Annotated in this window: 19 protein-coding genes; 18 read left to right on the top strand and 1 reads right to left on the bottom strand. The window is 49.6% G+C overall.

Translation table 11 applies throughout. The annotated features are described in order from the left end of the window. Nucleotides 1-103 precede the first annotated feature (103 nt). The 13 genes from hisG to metF all read left to right on the top strand — a co-directional run bounded on the left by hisG (nucleotide 104) and on the right by metF (nucleotide 12,620). Nucleotides 104-964 carry an ATP phosphoribosyltransferase gene (gene hisG / locus IC230_RS20230; RefSeq protein ID WP_191040851.1) on the top strand — a complete coding sequence of 287 codons (861 nt, stop codon included), beginning with the start codon at nucleotides 104-106 and terminating at the stop codon, nucleotides 962-964. Nucleotides 965-1,061: 97 nt separating this feature from the next. After that, on the top strand, nucleotides 1,062-2,351 hold the full coding sequence (gene hisD, locus IC230_RS20225) for a histidinol dehydrogenase (protein ID WP_191040850.1): 1,290 nt from the start codon (nucleotides 1,062-1,064) through the stop codon (nucleotides 2,349-2,351). Between the two features lie 31 nt (nucleotides 2,352-2,382). Continuing rightward, on the top strand, nucleotides 2,383-2,625 hold the full coding sequence (locus tag IC230_RS20220) for a hypothetical protein (protein WP_191040849.1): 243 nt from the start codon (nucleotides 2,383-2,385) through the stop codon (nucleotides 2,623-2,625). Next, nucleotides 2,622-2,996, top strand: a complete 375-nt coding sequence (locus IC230_RS20215) for a type II toxin-antitoxin system VapC family toxin (protein WP_191040848.1) — start codon at nucleotides 2,622-2,624, stop codon at nucleotides 2,994-2,996. The genes IC230_RS20220 and IC230_RS20215 overlap by 4 nt, the downstream gene beginning before the upstream one ends. Before the next feature lie 14 nt (nucleotides 2,997-3,010). Next, entirely contained in the window at nucleotides 3,011-4,195 is a 1,185-nt protein-coding gene (locus IC230_RS20210; protein WP_191040847.1) for an aminotransferase class V-fold PLP-dependent enzyme, read from the top strand. After that, a complete protein-coding gene (locus IC230_RS20205) occupies nucleotides 4,192-4,689 on the top strand; it encodes a peptide deformylase (RefSeq protein WP_191040846.1) in 498 nt (165 codons plus the stop codon). Before IC230_RS20210 ends, IC230_RS20205 begins: the two co-directional genes overlap by 4 nt. A gap of 63 nt (nucleotides 4,690-4,752) precedes the next feature. Then, a complete protein-coding gene (locus tag IC230_RS20200; protein ID WP_191040845.1) occupies nucleotides 4,753-5,181 on the top strand; it encodes an antitoxin Xre/MbcA/ParS toxin-binding domain-containing protein in 429 nt (142 codons plus the stop codon). Beyond that, nucleotides 5,181-5,636 carry an RES family NAD+ phosphorylase gene (locus tag IC230_RS20195; RefSeq protein ID WP_191040844.1) on the top strand — a complete coding sequence of 152 codons (456 nt, stop codon included), beginning with the start codon at nucleotides 5,181-5,183 and terminating at the stop codon, nucleotides 5,634-5,636. Before IC230_RS20200 ends, IC230_RS20195 begins: the two co-directional genes overlap by 1 nt. A 3-nt stretch (nucleotides 5,637-5,639) precedes the next feature. Continuing rightward, on the top strand, nucleotides 5,640-6,767 hold the full coding sequence (gene hisC / locus IC230_RS20190) for a histidinol-phosphate transaminase (protein ID WP_191040843.1): 1,128 nt from the start codon (nucleotides 5,640-5,642) through the stop codon (nucleotides 6,765-6,767). A 10-nt stretch (nucleotides 6,768-6,777) separates the two neighbouring features. Continuing rightward, complete coding sequence (locus tag IC230_RS20185; RefSeq protein ID WP_191040842.1) at nucleotides 6,778-7,308, top strand: hypothetical protein; 531 nt, start codon at nucleotides 6,778-6,780, stop codon at nucleotides 7,306-7,308. Between the two features lie 97 nt (nucleotides 7,309-7,405). Then, nucleotides 7,406-10,735 carry a UvrD-helicase domain-containing protein gene (locus tag IC230_RS20180; protein WP_191040841.1) on the top strand — a complete coding sequence of 1,110 codons (3,330 nt, stop codon included), beginning with the start codon at nucleotides 7,406-7,408 and terminating at the stop codon, nucleotides 10,733-10,735. Nucleotides 10,736-10,754: 19 nt separating this feature from the next. Further along, complete coding sequence (locus tag IC230_RS20175; protein WP_191040840.1) at nucleotides 10,755-11,609, top strand: phosphatase PAP2 family protein; 855 nt, start codon at nucleotides 10,755-10,757, stop codon at nucleotides 11,607-11,609. A gap of 51 nt (nucleotides 11,610-11,660) precedes the next feature. Then, the gene (gene metF / locus IC230_RS20170; RefSeq protein WP_191040839.1) at nucleotides 11,661-12,620 is read left to right on the top strand and encodes a methylenetetrahydrofolate reductase [NAD(P)H]; all 960 of its coding nucleotides are present in this window, start codon (nucleotides 11,661-11,663) and stop codon (nucleotides 12,618-12,620) included. A gap of 80 nt (nucleotides 12,621-12,700) precedes the next feature. Here metF and rhaT read toward each other — a convergent pair whose 3' ends face one another. After that, complete coding sequence (rhaT, locus tag IC230_RS20165) at nucleotides 12,701-13,738, bottom strand: L-rhamnose/proton symporter RhaT (RefSeq protein WP_191040838.1); 1,038 nt, start codon at nucleotides 13,736-13,738, stop codon at nucleotides 12,701-12,703. Nucleotides 13,739-13,957: 219 nt separating this feature from the next. On the opposite strand from rhaT, the gene rhaM reads away from it, so the two are divergent. From rhaM to IC230_RS20140, 5 genes are all read left to right on the top strand, one after another. After that, complete coding sequence (gene rhaM, locus IC230_RS20160) at nucleotides 13,958-14,272, top strand: L-rhamnose mutarotase (RefSeq protein WP_191040837.1); 315 nt, start codon at nucleotides 13,958-13,960, stop codon at nucleotides 14,270-14,272. Nucleotides 14,273-14,918: 646 nt separating this feature from the next. Continuing rightward, nucleotides 14,919-18,284, top strand: a complete 3,366-nt coding sequence (locus IC230_RS20155) for a putative Ig domain-containing protein (protein ID WP_191040836.1) — start codon at nucleotides 14,919-14,921, stop codon at nucleotides 18,282-18,284. Then, nucleotides 18,244-19,755, top strand: coding sequence for a T9SS type A sorting domain-containing protein (locus IC230_RS20150; protein WP_191040835.1), 1,512 nt, complete (start codon nucleotides 18,244-18,246; stop codon nucleotides 19,753-19,755). The genes IC230_RS20155 and IC230_RS20150 overlap by 41 nt, the downstream gene beginning before the upstream one ends. A 263-nt stretch (nucleotides 19,756-20,018) precedes the next feature. Further along, the gene (locus IC230_RS20145; protein WP_191040834.1) at nucleotides 20,019-20,405 is read left to right on the top strand and encodes a hypothetical protein; all 387 of its coding nucleotides are present in this window, start codon (nucleotides 20,019-20,021) and stop codon (nucleotides 20,403-20,405) included. Between the two features lie 244 nt (nucleotides 20,406-20,649). Beyond that, a complete protein-coding gene (locus IC230_RS20140; RefSeq protein WP_191040833.1) occupies nucleotides 20,650-25,086 on the top strand; it encodes a CusA/CzcA family heavy metal efflux RND transporter in 4,437 nt (1,478 codons plus the stop codon). The last annotated feature ends 10 nt before the right edge of the window (nucleotides 25,087-25,096 follow it).

The raw sequence follows: 25,096 nt of genomic DNA, 5'->3' as shown, positions 1-25,096 counted from the left end.
CCTGATTTCCTGAATCACACGTCATTCGTCGAAAGTTGGTTTCATCCAAAATCATAACGTGTATGATTAACGCATACACCGTAAATCAAATACCATAAAGTCTGTGTCTTCTGTATTACGTATTGCCTTACAAAAATCCGGTCGGCTGAGCGAAGATTCGTACCAGCTTTTTAAAGAATGCGGTATCCGCTTCGATTATGGTACCGGCAAGCTCAAGTCTGTTTCGTCGAATTTTCCCGCCGAATTTCTGTTTCTTCGCGATGATGATATTCCCGGCTACGTTGAAGATGGCGTAGCAGATCTGGGTATCGTTGGTGAGAACGTAGCGGTTGAAATGGGCCGCCAGGTTCAAACGATCCACAAGCTTGGCTTCTCGAAATGTCGGCTGTCTATCGCCGTTCCGCGCGCTACCGACTGGACGGGCATTCAGCATCTGGAAGGAAGAAATATCGCTACGTCGTACCCGAATCTTCTGGGTAATTATTTGAAGGAGCAAGGCGTTCGGGCAGAGATTCATGAAATCAGCGGTTCGGTTGAGATTGCGCCGAGTATCGGGCTGGCCGAAGCCGTCTGTGATATTGTCAGCTCGGGTAGTACGTTACTGAGTAATGGCCTGAAAGAAGTAGAAACGATTTTCCGTTCCGAAGCCATCCTGATTGCCCGCCCTGAACTTGATGCCGACAAGCAGACGTTAATCGATAAATTACTGTTCCGGATTAAGTCGGTGCAGGCGGCTAAGAACAACAAATACATTGTGCTGAACGCGCCGAATGACTCGCTTGATAAAATCACAGCGCTGTTGCCTGGTATGAAAAGCCCAACCGTAACGCCCCTGGCAACAGAAGGCTGGAGTTCGGTGCATTCGGTTCTGAACGAAAATGAATTCTGGGAAAATATCGAAGCCATCCGGGCCGCTGGCGCCGAAGGTATTCTGGTCATTCCAATTGAGAAAATGATTTATTAAAGGAGAAAGGGGGACGAAGGAGACGAGAAGAAAAAAGGCTTGCCCAGTTGATTTTCCTCCTCCCTTTCGTCCCCATCCTCCCTTTCCTGCTTTCAAAATGAACATCATTTCTTTCCCCGAACGTACTGAATGGCCTAACTTGTTGGCTCGTCCCATACAGTCAACGCAGCAAATCGAAGCAGCTGTGGCACCAATTCTGGCACAGGTACGAGCCGGTGGCGACGTAGCGTTGAGCGAACTGGCTAAAAAGTTCGATCAAATTGACTTAAGCGTTGAGCAACTGCATGTCAGTGCCAATGAATTGGATGCAGCTGAAGCACAGCTCAGCGACGAGTTAAAAGCTGCGATTCGGCAGGCCTATCAGAATATTCGCCTGTTTCACGAGAAGCAGAAGCAACCGGTCGAGAAAATTGAGACGATGCCAGGCGTTACGTGCTGGCGGAAAAGCGTTGGTATTGAGAAAGTTGGCCTTTACATTCCGGGTGGAACGGCTCCGCTGTTCAGTACGGTACTGATGCTGGGCATTCCGGCGCAGCTCGCAGGTTGCCGGGAAATTGTTCTCTGTACACCAAGTAATCATCCGGCTATTTACTTTGCTGCCAGACTCGTGGGCGTAACGAACGTATTTCGCATCGGGGGAGCGCAGGCGATTGCGGCAATGGCTTATGGGACTGAGTCGGTGCCGCAGGTTTATAAAATCTTCGGTCCAGGAAATCAGTACGTAACGGCAGCTAAAATGCTGGTAGCGAAGGAGGGTATAGCGATTGATATGCCCGCCGGACCGAGCGAAGTAGCTATTTATGCCGATGATTCGGCGATCCCTGCTTTCGTAGCCGCTGACCTGCTCTCTCAGGCCGAACACGGGGCAGACAGTCAGGTACTGCTGGTCTCGACCAGCAAAAAATTGATTAGTAGCGTTAACCTAACGTTAACTACCCAGCTTGGTAGACTACCGCGTCAGGCGATGGCAGCTAAAGCGTTGGAAAACAGTAAAATGATTCTGGTCGAAACGCAGGCTGACGCTATTGATTTGCTGAATGCCTATGCCGCCGAGCACTTGATTCTGAGTATCGATAATGCCGAAGCCGTGGCTGAGCAAATTATCAATGCGGGCTCTATTTTTCTCGGAAACTATACACCTGAATCAGCCGGCGACTATGCGTCGGGAACGAACCATACGTTACCAACGAATGGTTTCGCCCGGGCCTACAGCGGGGTGTCGCTCGATAGCTTTGTTAAGAAAATTACGGTACAACACATTACGCCCGGAGGTTTACAGAACGTTGGACCAGTCGTAGAAGCGATGGCCGAAGCGGAATCACTCGATGCACACAAGCGGGCTGTGAGTCTGCGACTGGCGAGTCTAGCCGAAGCAAATCCGGCCTGATTTTGTTATCTTGCTAAAAAACGGGAAAGCTATGGAAAAGATATTGATTGAGGTGGATACGCCTGAAGATAAAGAGCTCCTGCTGGCTTTATTGCCAAGATTAAATTCTCGGGTGGTTGATCAACAAAGTGTTCAACAGAAAAATGCAGCTTTTATTGACGCTGCCAGGCGAATAGCCGCTCATGGAGGTGTTGGAGACTCATTTGGCGATCCGGCTGAATGGCAGCGTGAAATTCGTAGCTGGGATCGGGTACTTGATGGCCGTGAAGAATGATTTTAGATAGTAACATCCTCATTTACTTCGTTGAGCCTAACTATGATACGTTACGAGCCTATCTGGCTGAGCAAAAAGAACCACTTTATATTTCGCTAATTACCAAACTTGAGGTATTAGGTTTCCATAAACTTAAGCCTGTGCACAAGTCTGAGCTAGAGCAATTACTGGATATTGTTTCCCTGCTGCCTATTACAAATAATATTATTAATGAGGCTATTCGCTTACGTCAGCAACGCAAACGATCTTTAGGCGATTCGATCATTGCAGCCACTGCTCTCCTTTACAATCAGCCAATTCTTACTCATAATACGAGTGATTTTGACGGTATCTCTGGATTAGAAGTCATCTCAATGGCCTCTGTTCTGTAGTTTATAATTCATGTATGCTTGATTTTCTTTCTCTCCGAGCCGACACACCCGGCGTTCAGCATGTTGTTCATTTCAATAACGCAGGGGCTTCGCTGATGCCGAAACCGGTTATCGACGCCATCACAAATCATATCGAACTCGAAGCGAGTATTGGTGGGTACGAAGCCGCTCAGGCTCGAGAAGAGGTCATAACGAATTTCTACACGTCTACAGCTGAACTGCTCAATACAAACGCAGAAAACATTGCCGCCATGGCCAGCGCAACAGACGCTTATGCACAGGCGCTGTCGTCAATTCCTTTTGAACGGGGTGATGTAATTCTGACGACGATCAACGATTACGTTTCCAATCAGATCGCGTTTATATCTTTACAAAAGCGGTTTGGCATTGAGATTGTTCGGGCGGCTGATGAACCGGAAAATGGCGTTTCGGTCGATGACATGGCGCAGAAGATCAAGGCGCTACGTCCAAAACTGGTTGCCGTTACGCACGTGCCGACGAACTCAGGTCTGGTTCAGCCCGTTGAAGCGATTGGTCAGCTTTGCCGGGAAAATGATGTCCTCTATCTGGTTGATGCCTGCCAGTCGGTAGGACAATTGCCGGTAAACGTAACGCAGATTCAGTGTGATTTCCTGACGGCTACTGGCCGGAAATTTCTGCGCGGTCCGCGTGGAACGGGGTTTCTGTACGTCTCCGACAAGGCTTTGGCCGCCAATCTCGCTCCCTTATTTATCGACTTGCATGGCGCTACCTGGGAATCAGCCGATACGTATCAACTGATAGAAACGGCCCGTCGTTTTGAGAATTGGGAATTCCCCTACGCTCTTATTCTGGGAGCCGCTGAAGCCAATCGGTACGCGCTGAACATTGGTCTTGATACTATTGCCAGACGTAACGCCGACCTATGCGCGAGTCTGCGACGTCAATTAGTTGAGTTACCGGGCGTGCGGTTGCTGGATGAAGGCAAGCAGTTATCCAGCATCATTACGTTTGTTAGCGATCGAAAATCGGCGTATGAATTGAAAGCTGCGTTACAGGCAGAGCACATCAATACGTCGATCAGTGGGCACGGAGCTGCTATTTTGGATTTTGATCGAAAAGGAATGAAAACGGCTGCCCTGCGAATTTCGCCCCATTATTTCAATACGGAGGATGAGATCAATACGTTGGTCGAAACCCTGAAGAACGCGCTCGCATGAAACACCTCGCCGATCTCCTGCTTCTGGGTGACTCGCGCCTATACGAAACTTGCGAACTTGTCTTGGAATCGGAGTTGCCACTGGTGCCGGACTGGGTGGCTGACCTGCACAACGTAATGGAAGAGATTCGAGCAAAATATCAGTTCGGACGAGGAATTGCCGCTCCGCAACTCGGCATTATGAAGCGACTGATTTACCTGAATGTTGATCGTCCACAAGTCATTATCAACCCTGAACTGGTGTCAGTTAGTGACGAAACCGACGAACTTTGGGACGATTGCATGAGTTTCCCGAATTTACTGGTACGTGTCCGACGACATCGCAATTTGACCTTAACGTATCGCGATGAACATTGGCAACTACAGACCTGGAACGTAACGGACTGGTCTATATCGGAGTTGATTCAGCATGAGTACGATCATCTAAATGGTGTTCTTTGCACAATGCGTGCCATTAACGAACAGTCATTTCGGTGGCGGCCAACGCAGTATTAACTTAATGATGAGGAGTGAATTTGGAAAAATGTCATTATATTTGTTGAAATATTTCCAATATATATGAACGCTTCTCTGGCTTATGAAAAATTAGGAGGTCCATCGCTAATTGGTCGTCCATTTAAGAATGAGATCGATTTGGTTGATGTTGTAGCCGAAGGTATTCCTAAAGCAACGATCAAGCATCTGGCCGATACGTATGGAATAGATATTCGCGAAATAATCCGATTGTTACCAGTAACTGCCCGAAATCTACATCGATACGCTGAAAATGACCGATTAAGTGAAGTTGTAACGGGTCGTTTGTTTATGCTGGCTGATTTGTTCGCACACGGAGCTGATGCTCTAGGAGCCGATTATTTTCGGGCCTGGTTATATCGGCCCAACCTGGGACTTACCAGTAAAAAACCCATTGATATTCTACATAATGAAGTGGGAATCAATACGGTTGACGACATTCTTGGTCGTATTGAACATGGTATCTTCGCGTAATGGAATTGTTTCGGATTACACGGAGTAAATACGTTGCTGATTTGAGTGGCAAGGGTGCTTACGAACGTGGTGGACGCTGGAACTCGACCGGACAGTTTGCTCTATATACAGCCCAAAGCCGCTCTCTGGCAATGGTTGAATCGCTGGTTTATTTATCAAATCTTCCACCTGAAGATGAATATAAAATCGCTGTTCTATATCTTCCTGACAGTACGTTTGTACAGACGGTTGACATTCAGCAGCTAAAGAGCAATTGGCGTAATGATCAGAAATACACGCGTCAATTCGGGGATGAATGGCTAAAAAATAAGGCTTCACTTTTGCTACGTGTCCCGTCTGTTATTGTCAAAGCTGAATATAACTACGTCGTTAATCCACAGCACGAATTATTTTCCCGGCTTAAGCTTGTCGATATTGAGCCATTTACGTTCGATGGGCGTCTTTTTAACAAATGATCTATGTTTACTCTCAATAATCTCCTTCGCCCGCACATTCTTTCGTTGACGCCGTATTCGTCGGCCCGTGATGAGTATACGGGAAAAGTGGGTGTATTTCTGGATGCGAACGAAAATCCGCTTGGCTCCACAACAAACGCTGGCGACTATAACCGGTATCCAGATCCGCACCAATTGGCGATCAAGCAAAAACTAGCCCCGATTAAAGGTGTTCGAACAGAGCAGATTTTTCTGGGCAATGGCTCCGATGAGCCTATAGATTTGCTGGTGCGGGCCACCTGTACACCAGGCAAAGATAATATATTGATCATGCCGCCAACCTACGGCATGTATGAAGTCTCGGCTGCTGTGAATGATGTCGAAATCATCAAGGTGCCGCTAACGCCTGACTTCCAGGTTGATGTGGACGCAGTTTTAGCGGCTATCACCGAGCAGACGAAACTGATCTGGTTGTGTTCGCCGAACAACCCGTCGGGAAATCTATTACATACGGATGCCATTCGCACAATTCTCGAAGCGGCTGATCATTCCTTAGTGATCGTTGACGAAGCCTATATCGACTTTGCCGACACGCCTTCCTGGACAACAGAATTAGACAATTATCCGAATCTGGTCGTACTACAAACGTTCTCGAAAGCCTGGGGACTGGCTGCGTTACGTCTGGGCATGTGCTTCGCGTCGGAAGAGTTAATTCAGATACTGAACAAGATTAAACCACCCTATAACATTTCAGCACCTACGCAGATGCTCGCACTTGAAGCACTCACGCATGAAGCTGAAAAGGACGAAATGGTTACTAAAATTTTAGCTGATCGTCAGAAATTGGCTCAAAATCTGCGTTCTTTGCCTTCAGTCCAGGTTGTTCATCCGTCTGATGCTAACTTTCTGCTTGTGCAGTTCGATGATGCAAAAAATGTGTTCGAACACTTGATTGAACGCCAGGTCATTGTTCGCGATCGGTCTAAGGTTAAGCTGTGCGATGGTTGTCTTCGGATTTCGGTTGGCACTGAGCCTGAAAATGAACGGCTACTGGACGTACTTCGGCAAATGAACAACACACCTGTATCTGATGATTTGCCGCTGGGTTCAGGAGAAGAGGCCACCCGACCAGAATTAGTATCGAATGCTTGATAATACATCTATGAGAAAATCGCTTTTAGTTGTGACCCTGTTGCTGCTGGGTTGGTTAATGACAGTAAACACAGCTTCTGCACAGTATAACAACTGGTCGATAGGAGCGCGAATTGGCGAACCATCCGGCGTAAATGTTCGCAAATATTTCGGAAACAACCATGCGTTCGATCTAAATATCGGTACGTATGGTGGTTTGTATGGGACAAACCGTAGTTACCGATCGGGTGATTACAAAAGCGTTGGTCTAACCATTCAGGGGCATTTTCTGTGGCATACCGCGCTGACAAAAAGTGAAAGCATCCGGGCCTATTACGGCTTTGGCGGACAGATCAATAATCGAAAATATTATCCGCCCCGGCTCAATGGCGACTACGAAAATGCGTTATCACTCGGAGGGTCAGGTATTGGCGGCCTGGAATTTTTTCCGGCAGGGAAACCGTACTCAATTTTTCTGGAAACCGGTCTTTATGTCGAACTCCTTCAGGCACCCTTTTTTCTAGGCCTGAACTCAGGTATCGGAGCGCGGTATAATTTTTAAAACGGGAAGGGGAAGGAGGAGAGGGAAAAAGGGGAAAACAATAACTACATTATCCCTTTCTTCCCTTTTATCCTTCTCCTCCTTCCCCTTCCTCCCCATGTTCAAAATCTACAGTTCTTCGGCCGGGTCGGGAAAGACGTACACGCTCACGAAAGAGTATTTGAAGCTAGCGTTACGTCCGGATGCGAAAGACGATTACTTCCGGCATATTCTGGCCGTTACGTTTACGAACGCAGCAGCCAATGAAATGAAGAACCGGATTCTCAAAAATCTGGCTGACATTGCTGGTACAGAAGAATCGACTTTGCTGAATGACCTGGTCACTGAATTGTACGGTGTTTGGCCGGGCACTGAACCATTCGCCATTGCCAAAAACGAGTTACGTACTAAAGCGGCTTCCGTTTTCAGAACCATTCTGCACCGCTACGCTGATTTTAGTGTAACAACCATTGATTCCTTCACGCAGCGCATCGTCATGGCCTTTACCGACGAGTTAGGCCTGCCTTACTCGTTCGAAGTTGAGCTGGAAACGGATGAAGTCCTTGAGCTGGCGATCGATAACCTGATTGAAAAGGCAGGAACGGAGGAGATGGAAGAGATTACGACCATCCTCAGTGAATATTATACCAATACTGCCAGCGAAGGCAAAAGCTGGAACCAACTCCCCGAATTACTCAAAGAGTTCGGGCGAAATCTGACATCCGATCAATTTTACGAAGCGGTCAATGCCGCTCAGGAGTTATCACCAATTGCCATCCGGGCGATACGTAACCAACTGCTGGAACATAATCAACAGGTTGAAACCGACATTATTAGCCACGGTCAACGAGCCTGGAAACGTATTACAGGAGCCGGTTTAGACGAAACGGATTTCACGTATGGCGCTGCTGGAGTAGGCGGTTTTCTGCGAGCCATTGCCGAAGGAAGCGCGAGTAAAGAGGCAGGCACCCGTGTCAATAATGCGCTTGAAAAAGGCGAATGGTACGGCAAGAAAACGCCCATGCCTGTTCAGGGGATCATTGATGCCATGGCTGACGAACTGTGCGACTGTATTCGGCAAATTCTTACGATACGGGATGAATCGGGTCGGCAGGTAGCCTTGTTCGATTGCCTGTTACCGCACTTGCAGAAACTGGCCTTACTAAAACAGATGCGGGTTGAATTCGATGAGTTACTGCGTAAAGATGGACGGGTACATATCTCGGAATTTAACAAGAAAATCCTGAGCATTGTCGCTACGGAGCCCGTTCCCTTTCTGTATGAACGACTGGGTACAAAATATAATCACGTACTGATCGACGAATTTCAGGATACATCGCGGCTGCAATTCGCCAATCTGTTGCCTCTTATCGAGAATGCCCTTGGTGCCGATCATTTTAATCTGGCGGTGGGGGATGGCAAGCAGGCTATTTACCGATTCCGGGGTGGGGATATGGATCAGATTGTCGCTCTGCACCGGAAAGATCTGGAAAGCCTGAAAATGGCACATAATCCTGATTCCTGGACGTCGGAACGTATCAATGCACTCGGTGGGCATTTGACTGGTGAGCAACTGGACACCAACTGGCGTAGTGCCGAACCGATTGTTCGATTCAACAATGATTTTTTTGAATTTACGGCCCGTAAGTTCGAGTACCAGCATCCGAAACTAGCTGACGTGTTCGATGCGGAGCAGCAGTTTCATCAGAAATCCCAGCCAAATGCCCGACAAGAGGGACACGTACAGATTGATTTTGTCGAAAAAGCGGAGGAGGAGGGGAAAGATCTGACAAAAGCAATGCTCGATATGACGATTGAGCATCTGGAAAAGTCGCTGGCCGATGGGTATCAGTACGGGGATATTGCGATTCTTTGCCGCAAGAAATCCCATGCCAAAGCCCTGGCCAATGAGTTGAACGCCCGCCAGATTCCGCTGGTTTCCGCTGATTCGTTGTCGCTGGAGTTTTCGGACCCGGTTAAGTGGATTGTTACGGTCATGCAGGTGCTCCAGCGCCCCGATCATAAGATGCTACGGTACGAACTGCTGTATTTGTTTAATCGGGTAGTACAGGGGATTTTTCCGGACGATGATCTGACCGGACGATTACATGACGTAGCAGAAAGTGGCGCCACGGCTGTGTATGCTTATTTAACGACAGAAGGTTATCCACTCGATCCGTATGCGTTGGGGCAACTGAATCCGTATGAACTGGCTGAGCGCCTGACCGCTCAGTTTGGCCTGTTTCGACAGGCAGAACATAACCCATTTCTGTTTCGCTTTCTGGATGAGGTGCTGGCATTCAATCAGAAACGTAGCGGCCATCTGAGCGATTTTTTAGTGTATTGGGAAGGGGTTCGGCAGAAGGTTTCGGTAGAGGGAAACGCCCGTAATGCTGTCAGTATTCAGACGGTTCACAAAGCGAAAGGGCTGGAATATCCGGTTGTCATTATCCCGTTTGCCAACTGGAAAGTTGAACCGATCAACGACAGTACAATCTGGCTTGATCTAACCAGCGTTCGGACCGATAAACTAAGTCATGAAAATGGTTCGGACCAGTTGGCCCAGTTGCTATCGGCTCCCGCTAATACGACCAGCAAACTGCGTGGTACGCCCGGACCCATTGCGGCTCAGTATGAAGAGGAACTGACGCGTACGTTTCTGGAGAATATGAACCTGTTGTACGTAGCGTTTACGCGCCCAACCGATCGACTCTACGTAATCAGTGAAGTCAAAGAGTTCGGGAAAGGCGCGCAAAACACAATCAGTCATTGGCTCCACGCCTTTCTGCGCGATAGTGACGTAGCGCGTACTTGCGGGTGCAGCTGGCAGGAGGGCCAATATCGATACCCGATCAGCTTGTGTACCGATTCATTTTCGCATCAGAAAGCCGATGATCGGCTCGATGAAATTGTTCTGGAGGAGGTGGTTAGTGGGCATCGAAGTCAGGATTTGCAGCTACGCAGACAAGCCGACCGCGTATTTGACGTAGCGACCTTCGAGCGAACCCGAGAACGGGACCGGAAACTTTGCGCGGCACTCAGTTTGATTATAGGACCTGAAAGTGTCGATAAGGCGCTTCGCCAGCTCGTCAGTGAGGGCCTGGTACGTAACGCCGAATATGACGAACTGAAACAAAGCTTACTGGCAATCATTTTGCATCCCGCGTTGATATCTCTATTTGATCCGACGTTACGTATCGATACAGATCGAAGCATTTTGAGTCGCCGACGGATGCATGGTGCTCCGCATCGCGTGGTCCATCATCCCGATGGTAGTATTGTGCTGGTTCAATACGAGTCTGTATCAATAGCAGAATCTTCCGAAGGCTATTCGCCGATCGATGCGTTACGTTATTTTACCAATCTGTACCGGGATATGGGTTATCCAGAAGTCGAAGGAAAGCTGGTTTATCTGGCTGACGAGCCGGAAGTTGTGCAAGTAAATTGAAAATGCTAAACAATGAATTATGCGTGTGTTAGGTGGAATCCCTCCAAAAATCTTTTTTAGGAAGAGTCGTGTCGTCATCGTAGCATTCTTCATTTATCATTCCTCATTCGGTCAGGCGCCTTACCAACTCCATACTGGCAGGGAAGTTACATTGCTTGGAGTAGGCGCTGTGTCGCTGGGGGCGTCGGTAGTGCTTAGTCGCACAATTGATCCGCTAACGTCGGTAGAGATTGCTACGTTGAATCGGGCCGATGTCAATTCGTTTGATCAGTCGGCTACAGAGCACTGGTCGCCAACGGCCGCCAAATTGAGCCACGCTACGCTGGCGGGCACGATTGCGTTGGCGGGTGGGCTGGCTATAGGCACCAAACCGATACGACAGGATTTAAAGACCGTTGCCGTTATGTATGTAGAGACGATGCTGCTAGGCAACGGAATCGAACGTACTGTCAAAGGGATTACACAGCGCACCCGTCCATTTGTTTATAATCCAGCTGTGCCGTTGGATGAAAAACTCGATCGGGATGCTCGCCAGTCATTTTTCTCGGGTCATGCTACGAATGCGTTTGCATCGGCGGTGTTCGCCAGTGAAGTATTCCGGCATTACTTTCCGCATTCACGACTGAAGCCAGTTGTTTGGGTGGGTTCGCTTGGCCTGGCGACAGCCACCGCCGTGCTACGTTATGAAGGCGGCAAGCATTATCCAACTGACCTGATTGCCGGGGCTGCGTTTGGATCGTTAGTGGGCTGGGGGATTCCGAAACTGCACGAAGTTAAAAATAGTGGCACTATTGGCTGTCGGCTCGATATACAACCGTGGAGTAGCGGTTACGCCAATGGAATTTACGTACGACTAGCTGTGTTTTCACGCTAGCTTTGGGTTTTATTGCCTGATCGATTGGTTCGACGGGCCTGTTTCTTTCCGATGACCAAAATTACCGATCACATTAAGGCCGCGAACGGCAAACCAATTTTTTCGATTGAAGTCATTCCGCCGATCAAAGGTGACAATCTAAAGAATCTGCTCGACAACATCGAGCCGCTGATGGAATTCAAGCCACCGTTTATTGACGTTACGTATCATCGCGAAGAATACATTGAACGGCTTCTGCCTGACGGTACGATTCAGAAGATCGTCACACGCAAACGTCCGGGTACGGTTGGTATTTGTGCCGCCATCATGCATAAGTTTGGCGTCGATCCGGTTCCGCACGTACTCTGCGGAGGCTTCACCCGTGAGGAGACCGAAGATTTCCTGATTGACCTGCATTACCTCGGCATCGACAATGCGCTGGTGCTACGTGGCGATCCGGCCAAGCCCTTCTCAACGTTTCAAGCAAAAGATAATGGCTATTCCTACGCCAGCGAATTGGTTGAACAGGTAGCCAATATGAACCGGGGTATTTACCTGCACGAAGAAGATACCGCGCTGGCATCCAGTAATTTCTGTATTGGTGTAGCTGCCTATCCCGAAAAACACTTCGAGGCTATGGACCATGATATTGATTTTCACTATCTGAAACAGAAAATCGACAAAGGCGCGGACTACATCGTTACGCAGATGTTTTTTGATAATACGAAATACCTGGATTTTGTGGAGCGCTGTCGACAGGCCGGTATTACGGTGCCGATTATTCCCGGATTGAAACCGCTAGCTACCCGTAAGCAACTTCAGATTCTGCCCAAACTGTTCCATCTGGAAATGCCTGACGATCTGACAAAAGCGGTTGAAGCCTGCGAAAATGATCAGCAGGCCCGGCAGGTAGGCGTAGAGTGGAGTATTCAACAGTGCCGCGAGCTGATTGCCGCTGGTGCGCCAGTGATGCATTTCTACACAATGGGCAAAGCCGATAACGTCATGAAGATTGCCCAGGAAGTGTTTTGAGGCAGAGGGCAGCGGGATTGGGGCATAGGGTAGACGTAATGAAAGTATTTTGCTCTCTGCCCCAACCCCTCTGCCCTCTGCTACGCTGCCAGATAATTGCCGATGCCTACAATAACCGTCGAGAGTACAACCATCGAGATACCCAGCGTAATGGTGCGCATGGTCGGTTGATTGGCGCCTTTCCATTCGTGTAAATAAAGGCCCCAGAAACTGCTGAAGGCGATGATAAACGCCATGTGGAGGGTCCAGCCCGAAAAGCGGTATTCCCCCATTTTGCTATCGCCCATGCCGTAGAAGAAGAACTGGAAATACCACGTAAAGCCCGCCAGGGCACAGAAAATAACATTCGCCAGAATCGGTGTCGATACGTTGGTATAATCGGTGTACGTACGATTCTGAATATTCAGGTAGATGGTCCAGATCGCGTTGGTTGTCAGGCCGCCGAGCAGGATAATGACCAGCGGAGCGTTGTTCATGTACAATGAATCCGTTCCGTGCTGGACCGCTAATTCGGCGATGGGTTGCCCGGCGGTGAGACCGAAGGACATACAGGCGCTCATGACACCGGAGAAAACCGCCACAAACAAACCTTTCCGAAGATCGAATTCAGTAATCACAGCTTTTTTCTGGGCATCCGATAGGGATCTTTCTTTCATCATACCGGCGATTCCGCAAATAGAAATACCGACCACGCAGACGAGCAGTCCCAGAACAATGACCCGGCCAGACGTAGTGCTGATTAATTTATAAAATTCGCCCTGCCAGATAGGAGGGACCAGCGTACCGAAAACGGCGCAGAGCCCTAACGTAACGGCCATACCCAACGAGAGGCCCAGATAGCGCATCGCCAGGCCGAACGTCAGACCGCCGAATCCCCATAATACACCCCAGAAGTATGTCCACCATAAGGTTGAGGAAGAGGACTGGCGTAATACGTCAAACAGATCATGAACGGTAACGGACCCCATGATGAGTGGAGCTGCCACCCAGGAGAACAAGCCACCGATAAACCAGTAACTTTCCCACGCCCATCCACGAACTTTTTTGTATGGTAAATAGAAACTGCCAGAAGCAAATCCTCCCAGCGCATGCAAGACTACACCCCAGATTACAGCCACTTTTTCGTTGTTTTTTGCAAATTTATCTTGTCTTTGTTTACTACTTTCCTACTCTTTCCTGTACTAGCCACCATTCGATGAAAATAAGATGATACGTAGCAGAGTAATAGTAGTAGATAATCGAAGCAGGAGAAAACAAGCCAGATCGACTTTGCCTAAACAAGGTAGAGTAACCTTAATTCTACTTATCTAAAAAGTCTGCAAACTCAACTGTAAGAGATGGTCGAAATTGCGTTTACAATGAAACTCAAGCCCGGCGTCGAGGCAGAATATCGACGCCGACATGATGAAATATGGCCGGAACTGTCGACTGCTTTAACGGAAGCTGGTATTCGAGACTACTCAATCTACCTGGATCGTTCGACGGGCATATTGTTTGCTGTTCAGAAGCGCCTGGCTGATCATACCGCCGATACGTTACCTACTCTCTCCCTTATGAAAAAGTGGTGGGCGTATATGGCCGACCTGATGGAGACCAATCCAGACAACTCACCCGTGGCTGTGCCGCTGGAACGGGTATTTCATATGGAGTAAACGTGTTTTCAGTTCTATTGTGCTTAGCCTGATCTATAAAGTAGAAGACAGTGTGGAATTAAGCCATTATTATATGCTTTCCACATTCTCACTACCTCACAAAGCGCCGATTAATAAATACGCTATTCTGATTTTGAATTATTTGAATAATATATTATATATTTAGGCACTCAAAAATGAAGGTTGCTTTTCACCTTGGCCGTTTTTCCGGCTTCCGTTGTTCCTACTCAGAGAATAACTTCAACGCTCGCCTACGGCAACAAAAACCGTATTTGCTTGATTTCAGTTGCGGTCTGTTTAATTAACCATTTTGCTACACTACGTCTCAGAAATAGCTACTATGCTGATTTGCTGGGACAGGACGTACGGGAAATGTTTACTCGTACTTTACTATAACCGCGGATTAACTAATAGTCCTATCGCCATTTTAAGGTTTACACTCCAAACCCTCACTAGTCTGGTGTTATGACTGGTGTGGCCATTTAGTTGCTACCGTCTTACCCTCCAGAAATATTCTTTCCTGGATCTCTGCCGTAGAAAGTTACCAGCAGAATAGCTGGCCTAATCAATTCGGCTCAGGTTGCCTGTTTCCGGCTCAACCGAGTCGCTGTTATCATGAATTGTTTACTCCCTAAATCTATCCGTCATGAACAAGAAATTTTTACTCGCAATGCTGCTTTTGGGCTGTACGCTGCCGCTGTTCGCACAGATGCGTATTACAGAATACATGTATTCATCCAACAATACGAGCGGCACCGGACCCGGTGAATTTGTCGAACTGACCAATGTAGGTAATACAGCTATTAATCTGACGGGCTGGAGTTTCGATGACAGCGATCGAGCACCCGGTTCGTTCCCGATCAGTAGTTTTGGAGTCGTTCAGCCTAGTGAGTCCGTTATTATTACTGATGCTACAGCATCGGTATTCCGTGCGTTCTGGTCTTTGCCCAATTCCGTGAAAGTACTAGGGGGTAATAACCAGAATCTTGCCCGAAGCGATGAATTAAATATTTTTAATGGGTCGAATACGTTGGTTGATCGCCTGACTTATAATGATCAGGGCATACCGGGGAGTATTCGAACTCAATTCAGAAGTGGCTGGGCAACGCCCGGAAATTTAGGTACGAATATGATTGCCAGTTGGGTTTTGTCATCGGTTGGCGATGCGCAAAATTCGTCTATGGCTACGACGGGTGACATTGGTAATCCAGGGCGCTATATCGGATCACCACCATCGCCGAATGCCCCCACTATTAGAGTAGCCAATACAACAACCAGCTTCATCAGCCTGCCAACGGATAGCCCCGGCGAAGTCAGTGGCGTTATCGGCGACCCAACTGATCCGGCCAGTACGTTCGGTGTCGACTTTATCCTGACTGATCCCGATACGGATGTGAATAGCCTGGCGGTTATAGCCAATAGCAGTAATGGGAACGTTACGTTAAATCTGACTGGAACGGGCGCTACCCGCAATCTGAAAATCACACCCATAGCTGTAGGTTACGTAGCGATTACCGTATCAGCAACGGACGGGGTTAACACCACGAATTACACCATTAGCTACGCTGCGTCGGCAGCTTCGGCGACCCAGAATACAAGCCGCACGCGCTTTCACACGGGCAGCAGTGATGCGTCGACAGCAATTTCGGTAGATGGCAATTATATGGTTGTTGCTGACGATGAGAGCCAGTTACTTCGACTGTATGACCGCGCTGGCTCCGGTTTGCCGGTTACTGGTTTTGACGTTACGTCGTTTTTGGGCCTAACCGATACGAATAACAGTGGCGTCCCACGCGAGGTCGATATGGAAGCTTCCATTCGACAGAATAACCGGATCTTCTGGATTGGTTCGGAAAGCAACAATGATGATGGAGAGTCCAGGCCCAACCGCAACCGCGTTTTTGCCACGGATATGACGCCGAATGGTGTCAATACGACACTTACTTATGTGGGGCGGTATGATCACTTGCGGGAAGACATTATTAACTGGGATATAAACAACGTTCATGGCAAAGGAGCTAACCATTATGGGTTGCAGGCCAGCGCGGCTGCTACGGTGAACTCTAAAGATCCGACCGGCTATAATATTGAAGGAGCCGAACTGGCTCCCGACGGCACAACGGCGTATATTGGTTTACGGGCCCCGCAGGTGCTACCCGCTAATCGTCAAAAAGCGCTGATTATCCCGGTGACTAACCTGACAAATTTAGTGAACAGTCAGCCATTGGGTTCAGCTACGTTCGGTATGCCCATTGAGCTGGATTTGGGTGGGCGTGGAATCCGGGAGATTCGAAAGAATACGGCGAATGAGTACGTTATCATTGCCGGTCCTGCCGGTGATGCAACAGGTATCGCACCGTTCAATTTCCGGCTTTACACCTGGACCGGTAATGCTGCCGACAAACCTGTAGAACGAACGGCTAATCTGACGACCCTGAATGCGAACGGTTCTTTTGAGTCCATTCTGGAAGTGCCAAACGCGCTGAATAATGCCAGTCAACTGCAAGTGTTGGTCGATAACGGAGACGCTACGTACTATAACGACGGTACCAGTGCGAAAGATTTGTCGCAGAGTACTTTCAAGAAATTTCGCTCTGATCTTGTTACATTGGGCGCGCCGGTCAACACCCCTCCAGTGCTGGTCAATGGCATCAATAACCAGACGAGTACGGTGAACCAACCGTTTAGTTATACTGTATCAGCCAGCACGTTTACAGATACCGAAACGCCCAACGCGCTGACCCTGACTGTGACGGGGTTGCCGACTGGACTGGCCTTTACCAATGGAATTATCAGCGGTACGCCTAGTGCAACAGGTATTTCAACCGTAACCGTAACAGCTACTGACCCGGGGGGCTTGTTCGCGAGTACGGCGTTTATGTTTACCGTGACTAGTGCGCCGACCAATACTCCTCCAACGGTGATTAGCACGATTGACAATCAAACGGGTATGGTGAACGAGCCCTTTAGTTACACCCTGTTAGCCAGCACCTTCACCGACGCCGAAACGCCCAATACTCTAACGCTGACTGTGATGGGGTTGCCGACCGGACTGTCCTTTGCCAATGGGATCGTCAGTGGTACGCCCAGCGTGTCGGGTACCTCAACGGTAACCGTAACAGCCATTGATCCGGGGAGTCTGGCCGTAAGCACTCAGTTTACGTTCACCGTGAATCCACTTTCCTTGCTAGTCCTGATCGCACCAACGTATGACTGTCAAACCGGAGAACTCACCTTTAACACGGATGAAGGCGATGGCTCACCCATTGAATATATGATTATGGGTGTATCGCCCGCTCCTGACTGGACAGCTAACAGTACGATAGTGATACCGCTGGCGCTTCGTACTGATCCAAACGTAAGTCCACTGACGCTGATGGCCCGGCAAAGTGGGGTAGTGGTCAGTTTCCTGTTCGATCTACAGGAGTCTTGTAAGTTCAGGACGTTAAAGCCGACCTACAATTGCGATAGCGGACTACTTATCTTTAATACCAGTGGTGGTACAGACTTACCAATTGAGTATCAGATTCCGGGCGTAGTGAGTTTTAATCTTAATCGTACCGCGGTTGTGCCACTGTGGATACGTACCGATTTGACTGGTGTGCCGTTGCAACTGAAGGCTAGGCAGAGTGGCAAAGAAGATACATACGAATTTACTATCCAGGAAGAGTGCCCTGCTGTTCCGGGCGAGCTTAACTTAATCGCGCCTGCATATACCTGTAGCACAGGAGCACTTGCCTTCAATACCCGGGGAGGCAACAGTACCCCAATCGAGTATATGATCTCGGGCGTAACGGGCTGGTCCAGCAATCCTAACTTTATCGTACCTGCATCCGCTCGCAGAAGTGCGGTTTTATTGACGCTATCGGTGCGTCAAAGTGGTATAATTACCAGTGTTGATTTCGACTTTCGCGATTTCTGTAGCCCAGCTCCTTTGCTGGAAGTAGTCGCGCCGACGTATAACTGCCTCAATGGCACACTGGCTATTAATGTTCAGGGGGGGGAATGGTAGCCGGATTGAGTACAGTATTCCGGGCATAAAAAGCTGGTCGACCAACCCTAATTTTACTGTGCCACTCTGGATTCGTACGGATGCAAACAATGATCCGTTAATTCTGTTTGCCCGGCAAAGTGGGGTTATTGTTAGTTATGTATTTGATAGTCGAAGTTTCTGCCCCGAAGAGCCAGCGTTACTGAGCCTGCTGACCCCAACGTACAACTGCGTAAGTGGGGCACTTACCTTTAATATCAACGGTGGCAATGGTTCATCGACTATCGAGTACATGATCTCGGGTGTGACGAGCTGGTCGAAAAAATCTATTGTGACGGTTCCCGTACGATTTCGGGCAAACCGTGATCTGCTGCTACTGGCTCGCCAAAGTGGCGTTACGTCCAGTTACGTATTCGAGCTTCAGGATTTTTGTACGGGAACCACTACGTCTAACTCACTGACACTCCTCGAACCGGATTATATTTGTATCACAGGGGGGCTTACGGTTCATGTTAGTGGCGGAAATGGGGGACTTATGGAGTACAGTATTCCGGGAGTGCGGAGCTGGTCGAAGAATCCCAACTTTACCGTACCGGCTGGCATCCGCAATGATCCCAATACCCAGCCGCTACTTTTGTTTGTCCGCCAAAGTGGGGATATCGTCAGCGCCGTGTTCGATTTTCGGGAATTCTGTATGCCGGACCAGTTTCAGATGTTAGCTCCAAACTACATTTGTCAGACCGGGCGACTCACCGTATACACGACAGCCGGTATTGGTAGTAAGATTGAATACATGCTTCCCGGAGTAAGGGGCTATTCCACAAATCCTATTTTTACCATATCGGCGGCCATACGGAACAATCCTGCCAGTCAGCCGCTGGTCTTGTTTGCCCGGCAAAATGGAGTAGAAGTGAGCGCCCTCTTCGACTTCCGGGAGTTCTGCCGAATAGGTACGTTTACCGTCGTAGCGCCAGTATACAACTGCACAAGTGGAAAGCTGACGATGAAGACCAGTGGCGGGAACGGCACCCTTATGGAGTACAGTATTCCGGGCGTACGGAGCTGGTCGAAGAACCCCAATTTTACCGTACCAGCTGGCATCCGTAATGACCGCAACAGTCAACAGCTAAATTTATTAGCCCGGCAGGGTGGGGTATTGGCTAATTATGTTTTCAACTTCCGGGCTTTTTGTGGAAGTACCGCTCGTCAGGGTGTCGAAGACGCAACAGAGCCTTTAGAAGACCTACAACTTCGGGTATTGGGTAATCCAGTGAAAAACGAAGCCGTCGTGGAGATACGTGGCGCCGTCGGGCAATTCCTGACAATCCGGTTGTTTGATCAGGTGGGCCGACTTGTAACTATGCAATCGATACGACAAGCTGAGGAAATCGAACGGGTAAGGTTCGATGTAAGTCGGCAGCAGGCTGGTGTACTTATTTTGCACGTAATGACAGCCCGGCAGGCTAAAGCCGTTCGGTTAATCAAGCTGTAAGAGTGGAGTAGCGTATAGGTGTACACATAATCAGCCCTGAACGTAACGGAACCAGCGAATCCACTGGTTCCGTTACGTTCAGGGCTGATTATGTGATATGAAGGCTTGCTTTTTATATCGCACGTAGATTCCCACTTTTTTAGGGGACTTCTTTTTCTCGAAAAACTAATGTTCAGCTAGTCCATTTCTAAATTAGCTTTGTTTCGAAGCCAGGGCAAACTTTCTCAGAATCCTTACGTTAAGCAGGTACTAACGGTAGATTCATGAAGTCATTGGTTGCGTTTTTGCTGGCAGGTCTGATTCTGGGAAGTAGTTTACTTCCGGGGTTTGGCGTTGATCAGTCGGCCAAGCTGGTCGAACTGATTCAGCATTATCAGCAGCACCGGAAAACGGACCCAGATCTGAGCTTTACGGACTTCATGGCGATGCATTACGGCGAAAATTCCGAGCATCACAAACATCCCAATCACAGCCATCAGAATCTACCTTCGGCAGGGCATGCGGCCCCCGTCTTTACGCCCAGCGCTGTACGGCTGGTCAGTGCATCCAGTCAGCCTGTCATTTTTCTGAAACAAACCGTCTTTTCGCGCTACAGCAATCTGTACTCGTTTCTGGCGGTGTTCTCAATGATTAATCCACCTCGACGCTAGTTTCTGCGTAACCGAAGGCCGAAGTGCGCCCCAACGTATTGATAGGCGCTACTGCATTCGTCTAGTTTTCTTTCTGCTTTTAGACTTGCTAGGGGTAGGAATGGCTCGTTGCATAATCAACGACTAACGCTGTTCGCTTAGGTACTGTCTACCGGCTGCCATTCGCAGTTTAACGGCCTATCTGCCGGAATCCATTGATCTATTTTCTGACTTATTACGTGCTGACTAACTATCTATAGTCGCGATGCTGAACGCCATCATCCATTTTTCGATTCATAATAAACTGATTATCGGACTGTTTACACTGGCTCTGATACTCTGGGGCAGTTGGTCGGCCACACAACTGCCCATCGACGCGGTTCCCGACATTACCAACAACCAGGTACAGGTTATCACCAGCAGTCCCTCACTGGCGGCTGAGGATATCGAACGACTCGTTACGTTCCCAATTGAGGTGAGCCTGGCCAATATTCCCGGTCTGATCGAGATTCGTTCGTTTTCCCGTTTCGGCCTGTCGATCGTAACCGTCGTCTTTACCGACGCGACCGACGTGTACTGGGCTCGTCAACAGATCGCTGAGCGACTACAGAACGTAACGGGTCAGATTCCGCCGGGGATAGGTACGCCGACAATGGCACCTGTTACGACGGGTTTAGGTGAAATTTTTCAGTATACCGTTGTGCCCAAAAAAGGCTACGAAAATCGGTACTCACTCACCGACCTGCGTACCATTCAGGATTGGACCATCCGGCGCGGGTTGCTGGGGACGCCTGGTGTAGCCGATGTGAGCAGCTTCGGGGGGCTGCTGAAACAATACGAGATCGCGGTTGACCCCGAACGGCTCCGGGCAATGGGCATTACGGTTACGGATTTGTTTACGGCGCTTCAGCAAAACAACCAGAATACGGGTGGGGCGTATATCGACAAAAAACCGAATGCCTATTTCATTCGCTCAAGTGGACTGATCGGATCAACGGACGACATCGCGAATATCGTTATACGGCTAAGCAATGATATCCCTGTGCGGGTGCGCGATGTAGCGCAGATACGTATCGGTTCGGCCGTTCGCTACGGCGCTGTTACGCGGAACGGGCAGGGTGAAACGGCTGGAGCCGTGGTGATGATGATTAAGGGTGGCAACTCGTCGGAGGTCATCAAGCAGGTAAAGGCTAAGATCGCTGAGATTCAGCGAACGCTGCCCGAAGGTGTTCAGATCGTTCCCTTTCTGGACCGTACCAAAATGGTGAACAGCGCCATCGGTACCGTCGAAAAAAACCTGCTGGAAGGGGCGCTCATCGTCATCTTCGTACTCGTTCTGCTGCTGGGTAACTGGCGGGCGGGCGTTGTCGTGGCTTCTGTCATTCCATTGGCGCTTCTGTTCGCCATTGCCATGATGAACCTCTTTGGTGTATCGGGCAACCTGATGAGCCTGGGCGCTATTGATTTCGGACTGATTGTGGATGGAGCTGTCATCATCGTTGAAGCAACGCTGCACCACATCATGCTACGTAACAAAGACCGAACGTTGACGCAGGCGCAAATGGACGATGAGGTGTTCGGGGCAGCCAGCCGAATTCGGTCGTCGGCGGCTTTCGGGGAGATCATTATTCTGATTGTTTACCTGCCAATTCTGGCGCTGTCGGGTGTAGAGGGCAAGATGTTTCGACCAATGGCCCTGACCGTAGCGTTTGCCATTCTGGGGGCATTCATTCTGTCGCTAACCTACGTGCCCATGATTTCGTCGTTGCTGCTCGATAAAAAGGTCGTTCACAAAGAAACGTTTTCCCATAAGCTGATGACCCGGTTGCAACGTCTTTACGAACCGGTGTTGCTGTGGTCGTTACGTCATCGACTGCCCATTCTGCTCAGTGCGTTAGGACTCCTTATAGTGGCCGGTTTTTTATTTACGCGTATGGGGGGCGAGTTCATTCCGCAGCTCGATGAAGGCGATTTTGCGGTCGATACGCGCACGCTGACGGGAAGCTCACTTTCCGAAACGGTCGATGCTACGTTGAAAGCGGAACGGATTCTGCTGAAGCAGTTTCCGGAGGTGGAACAGGTCGTGGCGAAAGTGGGTTCCGGCGAAATTCCGACGGACCCGATGCCGATTGAAGCGTCTGATCTGATGGTGATTCTAAAGCCCAAAGACCAGTGGACATCCGCCAAAACCCGCGATGAACTAGCCAATAAAATGGCTGAAGCGCTGTCGGTGGTGCCGGGTGTTACGTTTGGCTTTCAGCAACCCGTACAAATGCGGTTCAATGAGCTGATGACGGGAGCCCGACAGGATGTGGCCCTGAAGATTTACGGTGATGATCTGAACCAACTGGAAAAGCTGGCTCGTCAGGTCGGTGGTCTGATTCGGGGCATCGATGGGGCAAAAGATCTGTACATTGAACAGGTTGCAGGACTGTCGCAGATTCTGATCAAACTCGACCGGGCGCAAATTGCCCGGTTTGGGCTGAACGTAGCCGACGTTAACCGAACCATCAATACGGCCTTTGCTGGACAGTCGGCGGGACTGGTGTTTGAAGGCGAAAAGCGGTTTGATCTGGTTGTTCGTCTTGCTTCCGACAAACGGCAAAGTATAGAAGACGTACAAAATCTCTACGTAGCTGTTCCGACAGGGGCGAGTTCCAGTCCGGGGACCTCCAGTCGGGGACCCGCCAGTCCGGATCAGCAGATTCCCTTGTCGCAGATCGCTCAGGTAAGCATTGAACAAGCTCCGAATCAGATTCAGCGCGATAACACCCACCGACGGATTACGCTGGGTTTCAACGTACGAGGGCGCGACGTTGAGAGTATTGTTGCTGAGTTACAGCAGAACGTAAATCAGAAAATCAAGTTTCCGCCCGGCTACTACGTAACGTATGGGGGACAATTTGAGAATCTGATCGATGCCAAGAAGCGGCTTAGTATTGCCGTGCCGATCGCTCTCGGGCTGATTTTTGCCCTATTGTTTTTTACGTTCAACTCCGTCCGGCAGAGTTTACTCATTTTCATGGCCATTCCGATGGCGGCCATTGGTGGGGTATTTGCCTTGTTGCTACGGGGAATGCCCTTCAGTATTTCGGCGGGCGTTGGATTCATCGCGCTGTTTGGCGTGTCGGTACTGAACGGTATCGTACTGATCGCAGAGTTCAACCGGTTACGTCACGAAGAAGGACTAACGGATCTGACCGAAATTATCCGGCGGGGGGCTGAAGTTCGCTTACGGCCGGTGATCATGACGGCGTTAGTCGCTTCGTTCGGCTTCATTCCGATGGCGTTGTCCAATTCAGCGGGGGCCGAAGTACAGAAGCCTCTGGCTACGGTCGTCATTGGCGGTTTACTGACCGCTACGTTACTGACGCTACTTATTCTGCCCATTCTGTATTCGCTCTTCGAGAAAAAATCCATTGAGCGGGAAATCAAAACGGCCCAAAAGCAAAGTTCCAAAACGGTAATAACCAGCATTGGGCTAGTACTGCTCCTGTCAACCGCCAGTTGGGCGCAGACGCCGGGTATACAGGCCATTACGTTGGATCAGGCGTTGCAACAGGCGACGAACCAGAATGCACAACTGCAACTGGCGAATCTGGGCGTAAATCAGCAGCAGGCGTTACGTCGAACGGCTTACGATGCCGGACGATTGTCAGCGGTAGTGATGCTGGGACAATATAACAGTCGCCAGTTCGATAACAACCTGACCGTTACGCAAACGATTCCGAACCCCACTCTGATGCGTCGTCTGGCTGATCTGAACGACCAGACGGTTGCGGGGCGGCAGGCAGCAGCACAAGTCGCCCGAAATGAGGTGCGGTATGAGGTGAAGTCGTCGTATTATGAACTGGTTTATCTGGTCCAGAAAACGCAGTTATTTCAGCAGCAGGATACCGTATTAGCTGAGTTCGTGAAAGCCGCAACGTTACGTCTTCGGGTAGGGGAAACGGGTACGCTGGAGAAAGCTACGGCCGAAAGTCAGTTAGCTGATCTGCGCGTTCGCCTGGCGCAAACCCGGGCCAGCCAGACAGCCGCACAAACGCGATTGCAAACGCTGCTCTACCGCACCGCTTCGGTAACGCTATCCGAGTCAACATTGCCGAAACTATCGCTACAGATTCCCGTCGACAGTACGTTACTGGCGCAAAATCCACTGGTTCGGCAATTACAACAGCAAATCCGGGTGAGTCAGCAAACCCGGCTGGTCGAGCAGGCCCGGCAGAAACCTGATTTTCTGATTGGTCTTTTCTCCCAGACGTTGGTGGGCAGTCAACTGATCGATGGGCAGGAGCTGTATTTCGGACCGGGTCGTCGCTTCCAGGGTGGGCAGATCGGGTTGACGTTTCCCCTGCTGGGTGGAGCCCAACGAGCGCGGGTTGAAGCGGCACGTATTGGCGAGCAACTGGCGCAGACGGAATTGCAGACGCAACAGTTCGCCCTGAATCAGCAGGTCAATCAGGCGGTAGCACAATACAACCAATACCGCGACGCTCTGACGTACTATGAGCAGAACGGACTGGCGCAGGCTCAGGTGATCCAGTCGCAGGCCCGCCGGGCTTTCAGTGGCGGAGACATTGGCTACGTTGAGTTCTCGCTGGCGCTGCAACAGGCGCTGACCATCCGAATGAACTATCTCGATTTGCTGCATCAGTACAATCAGTCGGTCCTCTACATCAACTATTTAGCCGGAAATCTGTAAAGCATCCTCA

The sequence above is a fragment of the Spirosoma validum genome (genome assembly GCF_014699035.1).
GTDB classification, from domain to species: domain Bacteria; phylum Bacteroidota; class Bacteroidia; order Cytophagales; family Spirosomataceae; genus Spirosoma; species Spirosoma validum.
The sequence above is the reverse complement of the archived record's forward strand: the minus strand, read 5'-3'. Positions and strand labels throughout refer to the sequence as shown.

Coding starts and splice junctions, on each gene's coding strand:
- IC230_RS20210 (WP_191040847.1), top strand. CDS start 3,011: ATGCTTGATTTTCTTTCTCTCCGAGCCGACACACCCGGCGTTCAGCAT.
- IC230_RS20215 (WP_191040848.1), top strand. CDS start 2,622: ATGATTTTAGATAGTAACATCCTCATTTACTTCGTTGAGCCTAACTAT.
- IC230_RS20175 (WP_191040840.1), top strand. CDS start 10,755: ATGCGTGTGTTAGGTGGAATCCCTCCAAAAATCTTTTTTAGGAAGAGT.
- IC230_RS20195 (WP_191040844.1), top strand. CDS start 5,181: ATGGAATTGTTTCGGATTACACGGAGTAAATACGTTGCTGATTTGAGT.
- IC230_RS20180 (WP_191040841.1), top strand. CDS start 7,406: ATGTTCAAAATCTACAGTTCTTCGGCCGGGTCGGGAAAGACGTACACG.
- IC230_RS20185 (WP_191040842.1), top strand. CDS start 6,778: ATGAGAAAATCGCTTTTAGTTGTGACCCTGTTGCTGCTGGGTTGGTTA.
- IC230_RS20150 (WP_191040835.1), top strand. CDS start 18,244: ATGGCACACTGGCTATTAATGTTCAGGGGGGGGAATGGTAGCCGGATT.
- rhaM (WP_191040837.1), top strand. CDS start 13,958: ATGGTCGAAATTGCGTTTACAATGAAACTCAAGCCCGGCGTCGAGGCA.
- IC230_RS20140 (WP_191040833.1), top strand. CDS start 20,650: ATGCTGAACGCCATCATCCATTTTTCGATTCATAATAAACTGATTATC.
- IC230_RS20155 (WP_191040836.1), top strand. CDS start 14,919: ATGAACAAGAAATTTTTACTCGCAATGCTGCTTTTGGGCTGTACGCTG.
- hisC (WP_191040843.1), top strand. CDS start 5,640: ATGTTTACTCTCAATAATCTCCTTCGCCCGCACATTCTTTCGTTGACG.
- metF (WP_191040839.1), top strand. CDS start 11,661: ATGACCAAAATTACCGATCACATTAAGGCCGCGAACGGCAAACCAATT.
- IC230_RS20145 (WP_191040834.1), top strand. CDS start 20,019: ATGAAGTCATTGGTTGCGTTTTTGCTGGCAGGTCTGATTCTGGGAAGT.
- IC230_RS20205 (WP_191040846.1), top strand. CDS start 4,192: ATGAAACACCTCGCCGATCTCCTGCTTCTGGGTGACTCGCGCCTATAC.
- hisD (WP_191040850.1), top strand. CDS start 1,062: ATGAACATCATTTCTTTCCCCGAACGTACTGAATGGCCTAACTTGTTG.
- IC230_RS20220 (WP_191040849.1), top strand. CDS start 2,383: ATGGAAAAGATATTGATTGAGGTGGATACGCCTGAAGATAAAGAGCTC.
- IC230_RS20200 (WP_191040845.1), top strand. CDS start 4,753: ATGAACGCTTCTCTGGCTTATGAAAAATTAGGAGGTCCATCGCTAATT.